Below are 14,242 nucleotides of genomic sequence, written 5' to 3' on the forward strand. Positions count from 1 at the left end.
GGCGCCCAAGGGCGGGCAGAGCGACCAGATCACCGCCAACGCCGTCCCCCGCCTCAACCAGGCCGCCGTCGCCGCCGGAACCGCCGACATCGACGCCGTCTCCGGCGCCACCTACACCAGCGCCGGCTACAAGAAGTCCCTCCAGTCCGCCCTGGACAAGGCGAAGGCCGCCGCGCAGACCCCCGCCGCCCCCGCCGACGCCCGCACCCTGACCGGCGCCGTCGCCCAGACCCAGTACGGGCCCGTGCAGGTCCGCGTCACCGTCAGCGGCGGGAAGATCACCGCCGCCGATGCCGTACAGGCGCCCAAGGGCGGGCAGAGCGACCAGATCACCGCCAACGCCGTCCCCCGCCTCAACCAGGCCGCCGTCGCCGCCGGAACCGCCGACATCGACGCCGTCTCCGGCGCCACCTACACCAGCGCGGGGTACAAGCAGTCGCTCCAGTCCGCGCTGGACCAGGCCGGTGGCTGACCCGGGCTCCGGGTCCGCGAGGACTCCCGCCGCGGTGCGCCGGGTGGAGGAGACGATGGGGACCGTCTTCTCCTTCGACGTCCGCGGCGGGGACCCCGGCGCCGTGCGGGCCGCGCTGGACGAGGCGGTCGTCGGCCTGCGCCGGGCCGACGAGGTCTTCAGCACCTACCGGGAGGACAGCGAGGTCAGCCGGCTGGCGCGGGGCGAGCTGACGGTCGCCCGGTGCGTGCCGGAGGTCGCGGAGGTGCTGGAGCTGGCGGCCGAGGCGGAGCGGGTCAGCGGGGGCTGGTTCAGCACGGCCTACCGGGGCCGCCTCGACCCGACCGGGATCGTCAAGGGCTGGGCGGTGGAGCGGGCCGCCCGGCGGATCGCGGCGGCCGGCGCCCACGGCGTCAACCTCAACGGCGGCGGGGACGTGCAGCTCCTCGGGACGCCCGGGACGGAACGGCCCTGGCGGGTGGGGGTGGCGGACCCGCTGCGTCCGGGCGGGCTCGCGGCGGTCGTCTCGGCCGCGGGCGCGGCGGAGCTGGCCGTCGCCACCTCGGGCTCGGCGGAGCGCGGCGCGCATGTCGTCGACCCGCGCACCGGGCGCTCCGCGGTGACCGACCTGGTCTCGGTGACCGTGGTGGCGCCCCGGCTGACCTGGGCGGACTGCTGGGCGACGGCGGCCTTCGCCATGGGCTCGCGCGAGGGCCTGGACTGGCTGGAGTCCCTGCCGGACGTGGAGGCACTGCTCATCACGGCGGGCGACGAGGTCCGCTGCACCGAGGGCCTGGCCGCCTGGCTCGGCTGAGGAGCGGGCGGCCGGGTCCGGTGGGGCGCGGGCGGGCTCAGGTCCCGTTCTGGGCGAGCCGCAGCAGGTGGTCGGCGAGGGCCTGGCCGCCCGCCGGGTCCCGGCTGATCAGCAGCAGCGTGTCGTCCCCGGCGATGGTGCCGAGGATGTCGTGCAGTTCGGCCTGGTCGATGGCCGAGGCGAGGAACTGCGCGGCGCCGGGCGGGGTGCGCAGGACCACGAGGTTCGCCGACGCCTCCGCGGAGATCAGCAGTTCGGCGGAGAGCCGCCGCATCCGCTCCTCCTTGACCGACCCGCCCAGCGGCGCCCGCGGGGTGCGGAAACCGCCCTCGCTGGGCACCGCGTAGATCAGGTCGCCGTCGGCGTTGCGGATCTTCACCGCGTTCAGCTCGTCCAGGTCCCGGGAGAGCGTCGCCTGGGTGACGTTCAGCCCGTCGTCCGCGAGCAGCTTGGCGAGCTGGCTCTGCGAGCGCACCGGCTGCCGGTTCAGGATGTCCACGATCCTGCGGTGGCGTGCGGTACGGGTCTGCGGCACCGCGGGGCCCGCGGTCTGCTCCTGCTCCTGCGCCTGGCTCATCGTCGTCTCATTCTCCGGATCGTCCGTCCCCGTGGGCCGCGAGGGCCTGGTCGAGGATGCCGGGCAGGGCCCCGAGGAAGGCGTCCACCACGTCGTCGCCGAGGATCAGCGGGGGCATCAGCCGTACGACATCGGGGGCGGGCGCGTTCACGAGGATTCCGGCGTCCTGGGCCGACTGCTGCACCGCGGCGGAGGCCGGCCCGGTGAGCACGATACCGAGCAGGAGGCCCGCGCCCCGGACGTGGTCGACGAGCGGGTGTCCGAGGGACTCGATCGCCTCACGCAGCGTCTCGCCCTGCCGCTTGACGTTCTCCAGCAGGCCCTGGTCCGCGATGGTGTCGAGGACGGCGAGTCCGGCGGCGCAGGCGACCGGGTTGCCGCCGAAGGTCGTGCCGTGGTGGCCGGGGCCGAGCAGGTCGGCGGCGCGGCCGAAGGCGACGGTGGCGCCGAGCGGCAGTCCGCCGCCGAGCCCCTTGGCGAGGGTGACGACGTCCGGGAGGACGCCCTCGTGGGCCTGGTACTCGAACCAGTGGCCGGTGCGGCCCACGCCGGTCTGCACCTCGTCGAGGACGAGCAGGGCGCCGGTGGCGGCGGTGATGGCGCGGGCGGCCTTGAGGTAGCCCGGGGGCGGCACGACGACGCCGTTCTCGCCCTGGATCGGCTCGATGACGACGAGGGCGGTCTCCTCGGTGACCGCGGCGGCCAGCGCCTGGGCGTCGCCGTAGGGGACGTGGGTGACGTCGCCGGGCAGCGGCAGGAACGGGTCGCGCTTGCCGGGCTGGCCGGTCAGCGCGAGGGCGCCCATCGTGCGGCCGTGGAAGCCGCCCTCGGTGGCGACCATGTGGGGCCGCCCGGTCAGCCGGCCGATCTTGAAGGCGCCCTCGTTGGCCTCGGCGCCGGAGTTGCAGAAGTAGACCTTGCCGTCGCGGCCGAAGTGGGACAGGAGCCGTTCGGCGAGGGCGACGGGGGGTTCGGCGACGTAGAGGTTGGAGACGTGGCCGAGCGCGGAGATCTGCCGGGTGACCGCCTCGACGACGGCCGGGTGGGCGTGGCCGAGCGCGTTGACCGCGATGCCGCCGACGAAGTCGAGGTACCCGGTGCCGTCGGCGTCCCAGACCCGGGCGCCCTCGCCGCGGACCAGGGGCAGGCGCGGCGTGCCGTAGTTGTTCATGAGCGCGCCCTGCCAGCGCGCGGTGAGTTCCTCGTTGGTCACGACTCCCCCTGTCCGTCCGGCACGACCATCGTGCCGATGCCCTCGTCGGTGAAGATCTCCAGCAGGATCGAGTGCTGGACCCGGCCGTCGATGACGCGGGCGGTGGTGACGCCGTTGCGTACGGCGTGCAGGCAGCCCTCCATCTTCGGCACCATGCCCGAGGAGAGCTCGGGCAGGAGTTTCTCCAGTTGGGACGCGGTGAGACGGCTGATCACCTCGTCGCTGTGCGGCCAGTCCTCGTAGAGGCCCTCGACGTCGGTGAGGACCATCAGGGTCTCGGCGCCGAGCGCCGCGGCGAGCGCGGCGGCGGCGGTGTCGGCGTTGACGTTGTAGACGTGTCCGTCGTCCTCGGAGCGGGCGATGGAGGAGACGACCGGGATGCGTCCGTCGGCGAGCAGCGCCTCGATGGCGCCGGTGTCGATCGCGGTGATCTCGCCGACCCGGCCGATGTCGACGCGTTCGCCGTCGATCTCGGGCCGGTGCCGGGTGGCGCTGATGGTGTGGGCGTCCTCGCCGGTGAGCCCGACGGCGAAGGGTCCGTGCTCGTTGAGGAGCCCGACCAGTTCGCGCTGGACCTGTCCGGCCAGCACCATCCGTACGACGTCCATGGCGTCCTCGGTGGTGACGCGCAGTCCGGCCTTGAACTCGCTGACGATGCCGTGCCGGTCGAGGGCGGCGCTGATCTGGGGGCCGCCGCCGTGCACGACGACCGGTTTGAGGCCGGCGTGGCGCAGGAAGACGACGTCCTGGGCGAAGGCGGCCTTCAGGTCCTCGTCGACCATGGCGTTGCCGCCGAACTTGACGACGACCGTCTTGCCGTGGTGCCGGGTCAGCCAGGGCAGGGCCTCGATGAGGATCTGGGCCTTGGGCAGGGCGGTGTGCTTGCGGGTCGGTCCGTTGCTCATGAGGAGTAGGCGCTGTTCTCGTGGACGTAGTCGGCGGTGAGGTCGTTGGTCCAGATGGTCGCGGTGGCGTCGCCGGCCGCGAGGTCGGCGACGATGTGCACCTCGCGGTAGCGCATGTCGACCAGGTCGCGGTCCTCGCCGACGCTGCCGTTCTTGCAGACCCAGACACCGTTGATGGCGACGTTCAGCCGGTCGGGCTCGAAGGCGGCGGAGGTGGTGCCGATGGCGGAGAGCACGCGGCCCCAGTTGGGGTCCTCGCCGTGGATGGCGCACTTGAGGAGGTTGTTGCGGGCGATGCTGCGGCCCACCAGGACCGCGTCGTCCTCGCTCGCGGCGTTGACGACCTCGACCTTGATGTCCTTGCCGGCGCCCTCGGCGTCCCGGATGAGCTGCCGGCCGAGGTCGTCGCAGACCGCCCGGACGGCCTCGGCGAACGCGTCGTACTCCGGGGTGACGCCGGAGGCGCCGGAGGCGAGCAGCAGGACGGTGTCGTTGGTGGACATGCAGCCGTCGGAGTCGATCCGGTCGAGGGTGACCCGGGTGGCGGCGCGCAGGGCGCGGTCCAGGACCGGGGCCTCCAGGTCGGCGTCGGTGGTGAGCACGACGAGCATGGTGGCGAGGCCGGGGGCGAGCATGCCGGCGCCCTTGGCCATGCCGCCGACGGTCCAGCCGTCCCGGGTCATCACGGACGTCTTGTGGACGGTGTCGGTGGTCTTGATGGCGATGGCGGCCTTCTCGCCGCCGTGCTCGGAGAGGTGGGCCGCGGCGGTCTCGACGCCGGGGAGGAGCTTGTCCATCGGGAGCAGGATGCCGATGAGGCCGGTGGAGCAGACGGCGACCTCGCCGGCGGCGACGGAGAGCGCCTCGGCGGCCTTCTCGGCGGTGGCGTGGGTGTCCTGGAAGCCCTGCGGGCCGGTGCAGGCGTTGGCGCCGCCGGAGTTGAGGACCACGGCGGAGAGCCGGCCGGCCTTGAGGACCTGCTCGGACCAGAGGACGGGGGCGGCCTTGACGCGGTTGGCGGTGAAGACGCCGGCGGCGGCGCGGCGGGGGCCGGTGTTGACCACGAGGGCCAGGTCGGGGTTGCCGTTCTCCTTGATCCCGGCGGCGATGCCGGCCGCCGTGAAGCCTTGTGCTGCCGTCACGCTCACGGCGCAACTCCGATCGTCGTCAGTCCGGTGGTCTCGTCGAGGCCCAGGGCGATGTTCATGCTCTGCACGGCACCGCCCGCGGTGCCCTTGGTCAGGTTGTCGATGGCGCTGATCGCGATGATCCGGTCCGCGGCGGTGTCGTGGGCGACCTGCACCACCACGGCGTTGGAGCCGTGGACGGAGGCGGTGGCGGGCCACTGGCCCTCGGGCAGCAGGTGGACGAAGGGCTCGTCGGCGTACGCCTTCTCGTACGCGGCGCGCAGCGACTCGGCGGTGACGCCGGGGCGGGCGGCGGCGGTGCAGGTGGCGAGGATGCCGCGGGACATCGGCGCGAGGGTCGGGGTGAAGGAGACGGTGACGGGCTCGCCGGCCGCCGCGCCGAGGTTCTGGATCATCTCGGGGGTGTGCCGGTGGACGCCGCCGACGCCGTAGGGCGACATGGAGCCCATGACCTCGCTGCCGAGCAGGTGCGGCTTGGGTGCCTTGCCGGCGCCGGAGGTGCCGGAGGCGGCGACGATCACGGCCTCGGGCCCGGCGAGTCCGGCGGCGTAGGCCGGGCAGAGCGCCAGGGAGACGGCGGTCGGGTAGCAACCGGGTACCGCGACGCGCTTGGACCCCTCCAGCGCGGCGCGGCCACCCGGCAGTTCGGGAAGGCCGTAGGGCCAGGTGCCGGCGTGCGGGGAGCCGTAGAAGCGCTCCCAGGCCGCGGCGTCCGTGAGCCGGAAGTCGGCGCCCATGTCGATCACCAGGACGTCCGGCCCGAGCTGTTCGGCGACGGCGGCGGACTGCCCGTGGGGCAGGGCGAGGAAGACCACGTCGTGTCCGGCGAGGACCTCGGGCGCGGTCGGCTCCAGGACCCGTCCGGCGAGCGGCAGCAGGTGCGGCTGGAGCGCGCCCAGCCGCTGTCCGGCGTTGCTGTTGCCGGTCAGGGCGCCGATCTCGACCTCGGGGTGCGTGAGCAGGAGACGCAGCAGCTCTCCGCCCGCGTACCCGCTCGCACCGGCCACCGCCACACGTACCGCCATGGAAAAACCCTCCTCCTGGATGGCATGACTATACGCATCCCTGCACGTTTATGCAATCCCGTTCGAGCCACGTTCGGGGCCGGAATGGCCGGGTCGCGTCGCCCCGCGCGGGGGTGGGGATCGGGCTACGGGTGGTCGGGGGGCCGTGGGGGCGCGGTGCGGGCGCCGGTGTGGAATGCGGCGGGGCCGGTGGGTAGGTCCGTGCGGGAGGGGGAAATCCGCTTTCCTCCGCCCCGGGCAAGGGTTAGCGTGCGCCCGGTACCGCGGCGGTGAGGAGGGGTGGGCATGGTCGGTCGGTCCGGCGGGCGTTGACGTTCGTGGCCCGCGTGGCCGGTCATCGCGTGCCGCCCCCGGTTGTGGCACGGAGAGCCTTTCCTCTCCGCCGGCCGGGAGGGCCGTGAGCCGGTCGCCGGCAGGCGGTCCCTTCTCCGGTCGTTCGAGGGGTCCTTGTGCCGCCGTCCTCCCCTTCCTCCTCTTTATCCGCCGTGCCTGATTCCAGCCGGGCCGCTTCGGCGGGGCTGTGGCGGGACGGTGACTTCCGCCGACTCTGGTTCGGCCAGACCGTCTCCCAACTGGGCGAGCACACGAGTCTGGTGGTCCTTCCGCTCTTCGCCGTCCTGACGCTCGACGCCGGGGCCGGCCAACTGGGCGCCCTGCGCGCGGTGGGGCAGACGCCGGTCCTGCTGCTGTCGCTCCTCGCCGGCGCGTGGGTGGACAGGTGGCGGACCCGTACGGTGATGGTGCTGACGGACGCCGGCCGTGCCCTGGCACTGGGCGCCGCCGCCGTGGCGGGCCTCCTCGGCGTGCTCGGCCTGCCGGCGCTGCTGGTGGTCGCCTTCGCCGTCGGGGCCCTGTCCGTGTTCTTCGACGTGGCCTACCAGACGTCTCTGGTACGGCTGGTGACCCGCGACCAGCTCGTGCGGGGCAACAGCGCGCTGGAGGGCAGCCGGTCCGCCGCGCAGATCGGCGGTCCGGCCCTCGGCGGCGCGCTCGTGTCCGTGCTGTCGGCGCCGGTCGCCGCCGCCGCGGGTGCCGTGTTCTTCGCGCTGTCGTTCCTGTCGATCCGGCGGATGCGCCGCCCCGAACGCCTTCCGGAACCCTCGGGGACTCCCCCTCGTGTCCGGCGGCGCGTCGTCGAGGGCCTGCGCTTCGTCGCCCGCGACACCTCGCTGCGCACGGTGTGCCTCGCCTCCGCCGCCTTCCAGTTCTCCTTCGCGGCGGTGATGACCGCCTATCTGCTGTTCCTCCCCCGGGACCTGCACCTGTCGGGCACCGCCGTCGGGCTGGCGCTCGCGGCGACGGGGCCGGGCGCGCTCCTGGGCTCGCTGCTCGCCGCCCGCCTCCCGGGCCGCTTCGGACACGGCGCGGTGCTCGTGTCCGCGGCGGCGCTCGGCGACGGCGTGTTTCTATGCGTGCCCGCGCTGCACGGGCCCCCGGCGGTGACGGTCCCGGCGCTCCTCGCGGTCAACTTCGTCTTCGGGGTGGGCGGCCAGTTGGTGAACGTGACCGTCATGGCGGTCCGGCAGACCGTCACCCCGGACGGGATGCAGGGCCGCGTGGCCGCGACCATCACCTTCGCCGGTATGGGGCTGGCCCCGCTCGGCTCGCTGGTCGGTGGCGTCCTCGCGGGCGTGTGGGGGGCCCGTACCGGACTCCTGGTGGCAGCCGCCGGGATGCTGCTCTCCCCGGCGCTGATGGCGCTGTCCCCGCTCGCCCGGCTGGGACGGGCCCTTCCCTCGCCGCCGAGGGCTCCGGCGGATGGGTGAGAATGCCGGGGCGGGTCGGGGAACGGAGGTCGGGTGGTGAGTGGGGAGTGGGCGGTGCCGGACGTCCTGGCGTATCTCGCGGGGCGGTGGCGTACGGAGCGGACCGTGCGGGACCTCGCCGGTGGCGTCGAGGGCCGCTTCGAGGGGGTCACCGTGTTCGCGGCGCGCGAGGGCGGCGGGCTGCTGAGCCGGGAGCACGGGGACTTCACCTGGCAGGGCGTGACCCGGCCCGCCGAGCGCACGCTGCGCTACGAACCGGGGGCCGCGCCGGGCACGGCCGACGTGCGGTTCGCCGACGGGCGGCCCTTCCACGGCCTGGACCTGACCACCGGGCACCACGTGGCCGGCCACCCCTGCGCCGCCGACTTCTACCGCGGCGAGTTCACCGTCCAGGGCGCCGACCGCTGGCGGACGGTGTGGCGGGTGGGCGGACCGGCGAAGGACCTGGTGCTGGTCACCGACTACCTGCGCGAGGGCTGAACCCGCACCGCCTCCAGCCGCAGGTGCCAGCGGCCCGCGCCGCCGGTCACGGTGGTCACCGACAGGGGACGCACGTCGAGGTTCCAGTACGAGGCGGGCGGCGCGTTCAGCGCGTAGACCAGGGCGGCCTGGATCACCGAGGGCTCGGCGACCGCCACCAGCCGGTCGCCGTCGCCGCCGGGCCGGGTGTCGAGCCAGCCGCCGACCCGGGTGATGAGCGCCAGCAGCGATTCGCCGCCGTGCGGGGCGGCCCGGGGGTCGCTGAGCCAGGCGTCCACGGCGGCGGGTTCCCGGGCCATCGCCTCGCCGATCGTCAGCCCGTGCCAGCGGCCCATATCGCATTCGCGCAGGGCGAGTTGGACGAGGGGCGCGTATCCGAGGGCGTCTCCGGTGGCGCGGCTGCGCGGGGTGGGCGAGCAGTAGCGCAGCTCGGCCGCCGCCAGGGGCAGCAGGTCGGGCGCGGCGCGCAGCACCTCGTCCCATCCGGCCTGGTCCAGCGGCCGGTCCTCTCCGAAGCGCTCCCCGAGCAGCGGAGAGCTGCGGGCAGCCGCGACGAACGTGACCCGAAGCGCCATGCGGTGATGGTGGGCCGGGACGGGAAGCCGGTCAAGGGGTGCCCGCCCGGGGTGACCGTGGGTGGAGGGGACCTCACCGACCGCAGGCGGGCCCGGGACCTCCCGGCCGCGGCGCCGGGGGCGTGGCGGCGGGTGTGCCCGGGGAGCGGCGGCGGGTGTGCCCGGGGCGGCCGGTTGCGGCCCGCCCCGGCCGCTGCCCACACTGGTGGCGTCGGTGCTCCGCGGATGGGCACCCGACGGTGGCGGCCCGCCGACGGCCGGTGCGGAACCGGTCCGCGTCGCGGTGGCCCGGCGGGCCAGAGGCCGAGCGGCGGACCGACAGATGAGGAGGCCGCGGACATGCACGCAATCAAGGGTGACCGCCTCGTCCAGCACGGCCGGGTGGTCGGGCAGCAGGACAAGGTCGCGGAGATCGTCGAAGTCATGGGTGACAAGGGCAGTCCGCCGTACCGGGTCCGGTTCGAGGACGGCCACGAGGCCGTCTGCTCCCCCGGCCCGGACGCGGAGATCCGGCCCCGCGAGACACGACGCTAGCCGTATCGGTCGTTCGGCCGGAGGGGGAAGGCCCTCCGGCCGCGCCCACGGCCCGGCGGCCCCGGCCGCCGGGTCGTGCACGCCCGTGGGCGGGAGCGGGCGTACGAGCCCGCCCCCGCGCCCGGAGGTCAGCGCGGGGGTCCGGCCGGGCGGCCGTAGTGGTCCGCCGTCACGCGGGCCATCGCGCCGATACGGTCCTCCGCCAGGTCCCTCGCCGCGAAGAACACGTGGCCGCGGACCTCCGGGTGGAGCCGGGCGAGGGCCAGGTGGCGGGAGAGTTCGGCGGGGTCCTGCCACTGCGCCTCCCGGGCCGGGTCTCCGGCCTTGTAGAGCGCCTCGCCGATGTAGAGGCGGGTACGGCTGCCCCGGGCCGCCCCCGCCCACCAGGCCAGCAGCGTCGCGTAGTCGGCGGCGTCCATGCCGACGTGCCAGTAGAGCTGCGGCACGATGTAGTCGAGCCGGCCCTCCCGCACCCAGGCGAGGGTGTCCGCGTGCAGGTCGTCGTAGGTCTGCACGCCCGCGGTGGTGGCCGAGCCGCGCGGGTCGGAGGCGGCGTTGCGCCACACGCCGAAGGGGCTGACGCCGAAGCGGGCGGCGGGCCGGACCGCCCGGACCCGCTCGGCCATCTCCCGTACCAGCCGGTCGATGTTGTCCCGCCGCCAGTCGGCCCGGGTGGCGAAGCCCGCGCCGTGGGCCGCGTGGCTCGCGGCGTCGTCGAAGTCCTGGCCGGCCACCGGATAGGGGTAGAAGTAGTCGTCGAAGTGGACGCCGTCCACCGGGTACCTCTCCACCGCGTCCACCATCGCGTCCTGCACGAAGGCCCTCACCTCGGGGAGCCCCGGGTCGTAGTGGAGCTGCCCGGCGTAGGGCACCACCCACTCGGGGTGACGGCGGGCGGGGTGGGAGGGCAGCAGGCGTGCCGGGTCCTCGTGGACGGCGACCCGGTACGGGTTGAACCAGGCGTGCAGTTCCAGGCCGCGCGCGTGGGCCTCCGCGACGGCCGTGCCCAGCGGGTCCCAGCCGGGGTCGCGCCCCTGGGAGCCGGACAGGTACGCGCTCCACGGCTCGTACGGCGAGGGCCACAGCGCGTCGGCCGCGGGCCGCACCTGGAAGAAGACGGTGTTGAGCCCGTGGCGGACCGCGTTGTCGAGGTGCCGGAGCAGCTCGGCGCGCTGCTCGCCCGCGCTCAGCCCGGCCCGGCTGGGCCAGTCCCGGTTGGCGACGGTGGCCAGCCACAGGCCCCGCATCTCGGTGGCGGGGGCCCCGCCCCGGCGTCGCTCCTGCTCGGCGAGGGCGGAGGAGGCGGCCGGTGCCGTGGTGAGCGCCGACAGCGCGGCCACGGTGAAGGCCCGGCGGGAGACACGGCCCATGGACGACCTCCGGACGCTGCGGACCGATCCGCGCGGTCACGGATCGGGTACGGCCTCCCAGCATGCCCGACCCGGGCGAGGGTTCCACGGCGCTCCGGGGGTAACGTGCACGATCGGAGCAGGCGCCGGCGACCCCGGCGGGCCTGCCGCCAGAGCGTGGATGAGCGAAAGGGACGATGTGACCGGCATCTCGGGAGATATCGCACGCGTCGGCGTGGTGGGCTGCGGCCAGATGGGAGCGGGCATCGCCGAGGTGTGCGCCCGCGCGGGCCTGGACGTCAAGGTCGCCGAGACCACCGGCGAAGCCCTGGAGATCGGCCGGACCCGGCTGTTCACCTCCCTCGCCAAGGCCGCCGAGCGCGGGAAGATCACCGAGGAGGAGCGGGACGCCACACAGGAGCGGCTCGGCTTCACCACCGATCTCGGCGAGTTCGCCGACCGTGACCTGGTGATCGAGGCCGTGGTGGAGAGCGAGCAGGTGAAGACGGAGATCTTCCAGGTGCTCGACCAGGTGGTGGTGCGCCCGGACGCGATCCTGGCCTCCAACACCTCCTCGATCCCGCTGGTCAGGCTGGCGGTCGCCACCTCGCGTGCCGACCACGTCATCGGCATCCACTTCTTCAACCCGGCCCCGGTGCAGCAGCTCGTCGAGCTGATCCCGGCCCTCACCACCTCCGAGGGCACGATCAGCCGAGCGCAGCTCTTCACGGAGAAGGTGCTCGGCAAGCACGCCATCCGCGCCCAGGACCGCTCCGGGTTCGTGGTCAACGCCCTGCTCATCCCGTACCTGCTCTCCGCGATCCGGATGTTCGAGTCGGGCATCGCCAGCCGCGAGGACATCGACAACGGCATGGAGATGGGCTGCGCCCACCCGATGGGGCCGTTGAAGCTCTCCGACCTGATCGGCCTGGACACCGTCGCCTCGGTCGCGCACTCCATGTACGAGGAGTTCAAGGAGCCGCTGTACGCCGCTCCCCCGCTGCTCCAGCGCATGGTCGACGCGGGCCGTCTGGGCCGCAAGAGCGGCTCGGGCTTCTACACCTACGGCTGAGACACCCGCGCCGGGCCGGGATGTACCGGCTTCGCCCCCAGCGGGCCCGCGGCCGGTCCCGGCCTCAGGCGGTCCGGTCCGGTCCTCAGGCGGTCCGGTCCCGGCCGAGGTGCAGATGGTGCAGGAGGAGCAGCGCGGCGGCCATGCCCGCGGCGGGGACCTCGCCCCGGGCCACCAGGTCCGGCACCAGCTTGAGCGGGACCCAGGCCCGGCGGTCCGACTCGAAGTCGTCCACGGGATGCCCGACGTACTCGCCGCTGTCCGACCAGTAGACGTGGTGGCGGGCGTCGCTGAGGCCGTTGGAGGGCTCCACGCTCATCAGGTGCTTGAGCGGTCCGGGCCGCCAGCCGGTCTCCTCCTCCAGCTCCCGGGCGGCGGCGGCCCGCACGTCCTCGCCGTCCTCGACGACCCCGGCGGCCAGTTCCCACCCCCAACTGTCCGTGATGAAGCGGTGCCGCCACAGCAGGAGGACCTCGTCGGCCGCGTTCACCACCGTGGCGACGGCCACTGCCCGCAGCCGGATGAGGAAGTGGTCGAGACGGCGGCCGTCGGGCAGTTCGACATCGGCGAGATTGACGCTGAACCAGCGATTCGCGTACACAGTCTGCTCGTTCTGTTTCGTCCACTGCACAGCCGCGCCACCTTCCGTCGGGTAGGGGGCAATATCGCAGCCGGGCCGGGGCCCGCAGCAGGCGCACGGCGCCCGCTCACGGGGCACCGCGGGCGCGGGGACGCGCCGGTCCCCGGCCGGTCACAGCGGAACGCGCAGCGCCCCGTCGATCAGCTCGGCCGCCTCCGCCACACCGGCGCAGCCGCTGCGGACCAGGTGTCCGCGGACCGCGCGGAGCCTCTCGCGCAGCCGCTGGGACTCCATTCCCCGGGCCTGTTCCGCCATCCGCACGGCGGTGGCCACCGCCGTGTCGGCGTCTCCCCGGCGCAGGGCGACGGTGCTCAGCATGGCGAGCCGGTGCACCCGGCCGCGGTCGTGCGCCGGGTTGTCCACGGCCGCCGCCGCGTGCTCCCCCGCCGCCGCCAGTTCGCCGAGGCTGAGCAGGGCCTCCGCCACCTGGACGTTGACCAGTCCGGGCTGGACGTAGCCGGTCTCGTCGGGCTCGTGACCGCGCCGGATGCGCTCGGCGGCCCGCTCGGCCCGCCGGATGCAGGCCAGGGCGCCGGCGGCGTCGCCGAGGTGCGCGTACGCCTTGGCCTGCATCGCGTACAGGTCGGAGGCGAGCGCCTGGGTGGTCTGGCCGCCCGCCGCGCGCAGCGCGGCCTCGGCGAAGGCGACGGCCTGCCGGTACTCCCGCAGGTACAGCGCCTGGTTGACGAGGAGCGCGATGACGTAGGCGCCCAGGGCCCGGTCGCCGCTGGCCTTGGCGAGGCGCAGGGCCTGGTGGAAGTAGCGCTGGGCGAGGCCGTGCGCGTCCGAGTCGTACGCGCAGATGCCGGCCACCGCGACCAGTCCGCCGGTGGCCCGGTGCAGCCGGCGGCCGGTGGCGTCGGTGTAGCCGCCGCGCAGCAGCGGGGCGGCCTCGGCGTTGAGGAAGCCGACGACGCGGTCGCGGGTCGCCATGCCGCCGGCCTTGCGGTACATCTGCTCGTAGTGGGCGCGGGCCGCGCGCAGCATCGCCAGGTCGGCCGGGGTGACCCGGTGCCGGCCGCCCCGGGAGACGTCCGTGTCCTCGGGCGGGTTCTCCCACTCCCACACCGGCATCACCGCGGGGGTGCCGGTGAGCGCGGGGGCACCCGGCAGGTGCGGGCGCCGCTGCTGGTCGGAGCGCCACAGGGCGGTGGCGCGGTCCACGAACCCGCCCAGCGGGCCGGTGTGCGCGGCGGCCGGCTCGCCGGGCAGGCCGAGGCCGATGTCGTCGAGGACGACCGGGCGGTTCAGCCGGGCGGCGAGGACCTCGCAGATCAGGTCGGGGACCTGGCCTCGGGGGCGCTGGCCCTTCAGCCACCGGGCGACGGCGGTGTGCTCGTAGCGCAGGGTGAGTCCGCGCGCCCGTCCGGCCTGGTTGACGTGCGCGGCCAGCCCCGCGTTCGAGATCCCCGCCTCGTGGAGGATCGCGTCGAGCAGAGTGTTGGGCTGCATGGAGGCCCCCCGGGTGGCTCGGTGCCGTCAGCGTAGTGTGCCGCTCTTCACACGGGGTGTGAACGAAGTACGCGTATCCGTACGGTGTGCGCGCTGTCGCGCAGGGTGCCGGGGCCGGTTGACTGAGCTGCCTCGAAAGAGGCCGGCCGGGCCGCCGGCTCCCCCTCGTACAGCGGTGGCCCGCCTTCGGCCGCCCGCCCCGCGACCCGCCCGACACTCCTGGCGGGGCGGGCGGCCCCGC

General features: G+C 74.5%; 15 protein-coding genes. 6 read left to right on the forward strand and 9 right to left on the reverse strand.

Going from position 1 to position 14,242, the window contains the following annotated elements:
- On the forward strand, nt 1-472 hold a 472-nt coding region (locus tag J5Y05_RS25200; protein WP_210875363.1), incomplete at its 5' end, for an FMN-binding protein.
- 55 nt (nt 473-527) lie between these two features.
- Nucleotides 528-1,265: an FAD:protein FMN transferase gene (locus tag J5Y05_RS25205; RefSeq protein ID WP_210875364.1), complete on the forward strand. Its 738-nt coding sequence runs from the start codon at nt 528-530 to the stop codon at nt 1,263-1,265.
- A gap of 37 nt (nt 1,266-1,302) precedes the next feature.
- On the opposite strand, the gene J5Y05_RS25210 is transcribed toward J5Y05_RS25205, so the two are convergent.
- From J5Y05_RS25210 to argC, 5 genes are read right to left on the reverse strand one after another with little or no spacing between them, the layout of a single operon-like run.
- Entirely contained in the window at nt 1,303-1,842 is a 540-nt protein-coding gene (locus J5Y05_RS25210; RefSeq protein ID WP_210875365.1) for an arginine repressor, read from the reverse strand.
- A gap of 7 nt (nt 1,843-1,849) precedes the next feature.
- Entirely contained in the window at nt 1,850-3,055 is a 1,206-nt protein-coding gene (locus J5Y05_RS25215; protein WP_210875366.1) for an acetylornithine transaminase, read from the reverse strand.
- Complete coding sequence (argB, locus tag J5Y05_RS25220; protein WP_210875367.1) at nt 3,052-3,960, reverse strand: acetylglutamate kinase; 909 nt, start codon at nt 3,958-3,960, stop codon at nt 3,052-3,054. Before argB ends, J5Y05_RS25215 begins: the two co-directional genes overlap by 4 nt.
- Entirely contained in the window at nt 3,957-5,108 is a 1,152-nt protein-coding gene (gene argJ, locus J5Y05_RS25225; RefSeq protein ID WP_210875368.1) for a bifunctional glutamate N-acetyltransferase/amino-acid acetyltransferase ArgJ, read from the reverse strand. Before argJ ends, argB begins: the two co-directional genes overlap by 4 nt.
- A complete protein-coding gene (gene argC / locus J5Y05_RS25230; RefSeq protein ID WP_210875369.1) occupies nt 5,105-6,133 on the reverse strand; it encodes an N-acetyl-gamma-glutamyl-phosphate reductase in 1,029 nt (342 codons plus the stop codon). The genes argJ and argC overlap by 4 nt, the downstream gene beginning before the upstream one ends.
- Nucleotides 6,134-6,618: 485 nt before the next feature.
- On the opposite strand from argC, the gene J5Y05_RS25235 reads away from it, so the two are divergent.
- A complete protein-coding gene (locus J5Y05_RS25235) occupies nt 6,619-7,899 on the forward strand; it encodes an MFS transporter (protein WP_210875370.1) in 1,281 nt (426 codons plus the stop codon).
- Nucleotides 7,900-7,932: 33 nt separating this feature from the next.
- Nucleotides 7,933-8,379 (forward strand): DUF6314 family protein, encoded by a 447-nt coding sequence (locus J5Y05_RS25240; protein WP_210875371.1) that lies wholly within the window; start codon nt 7,933-7,935, stop codon nt 8,377-8,379.
- Here the strand turns inward: J5Y05_RS25240 and J5Y05_RS25245 are convergent.
- Nucleotides 8,361-8,954 carry a histidine phosphatase family protein gene (locus tag J5Y05_RS25245; RefSeq protein ID WP_210875372.1) on the reverse strand — a complete coding sequence of 198 codons (594 nt, stop codon included), beginning with the start codon at nt 8,952-8,954 and terminating at the stop codon, nt 8,361-8,363. The genes J5Y05_RS25240 and J5Y05_RS25245 overlap by 19 nt on opposite strands.
- A gap of 339 nt (nt 8,955-9,293) precedes the next feature.
- On the opposite strand from J5Y05_RS25245, the gene J5Y05_RS25250 reads away from it, so the two are divergent.
- Entirely contained in the window at nt 9,294-9,488 is a 195-nt protein-coding gene (locus J5Y05_RS25250; RefSeq protein ID WP_210875373.1) for a DUF1918 domain-containing protein, read from the forward strand.
- 128 nt (nt 9,489-9,616) lie between these two features.
- Here J5Y05_RS25250 and J5Y05_RS25255 read toward each other — a convergent pair whose 3' ends face one another.
- Entirely contained in the window at nt 9,617-10,858 is a 1,242-nt protein-coding gene (locus J5Y05_RS25255) for a glycoside hydrolase family 10-like protein (RefSeq protein WP_210875374.1), read from the reverse strand.
- A gap of 160 nt (nt 10,859-11,018) precedes the next feature.
- On the opposite strand from J5Y05_RS25255, the gene J5Y05_RS25260 reads away from it, so the two are divergent.
- The gene (locus J5Y05_RS25260) at nt 11,019-11,909 is read left to right on the forward strand and encodes a 3-hydroxybutyryl-CoA dehydrogenase (RefSeq protein WP_247615282.1); all 891 of its coding nucleotides are present in this window, start codon (nt 11,019-11,021) and stop codon (nt 11,907-11,909) included.
- A gap of 85 nt (nt 11,910-11,994) precedes the next feature.
- Here the strand turns inward: J5Y05_RS25260 and J5Y05_RS25265 are convergent, their stop codons facing one another.
- Together J5Y05_RS25265 and J5Y05_RS25270 are read right to left on the reverse strand one after the other, a co-directional pair.
- A complete protein-coding gene (locus J5Y05_RS25265; RefSeq protein ID WP_210875375.1) occupies nt 11,995-12,540 on the reverse strand; it encodes an NUDIX domain-containing protein in 546 nt (181 codons plus the stop codon).
- A gap of 120 nt (nt 12,541-12,660) precedes the next feature.
- Complete coding sequence (locus J5Y05_RS25270) at nt 12,661-14,001, reverse strand: NsdA family TPR-like regulatory protein (RefSeq protein ID WP_210875376.1); 1,341 nt, start codon at nt 13,999-14,001, stop codon at nt 12,661-12,663.
- Nucleotides 14,002-14,242 lie beyond the last annotated feature (241 nt).

Origin of the sequence: Streptomyces tagetis (assembly GCF_018069565.1) — a bacterium.
In the GTDB taxonomy this organism is placed as follows: domain Bacteria; phylum Actinomycetota; class Actinomycetes; order Streptomycetales; family Streptomycetaceae; genus Streptomyces; species Streptomyces tagetis.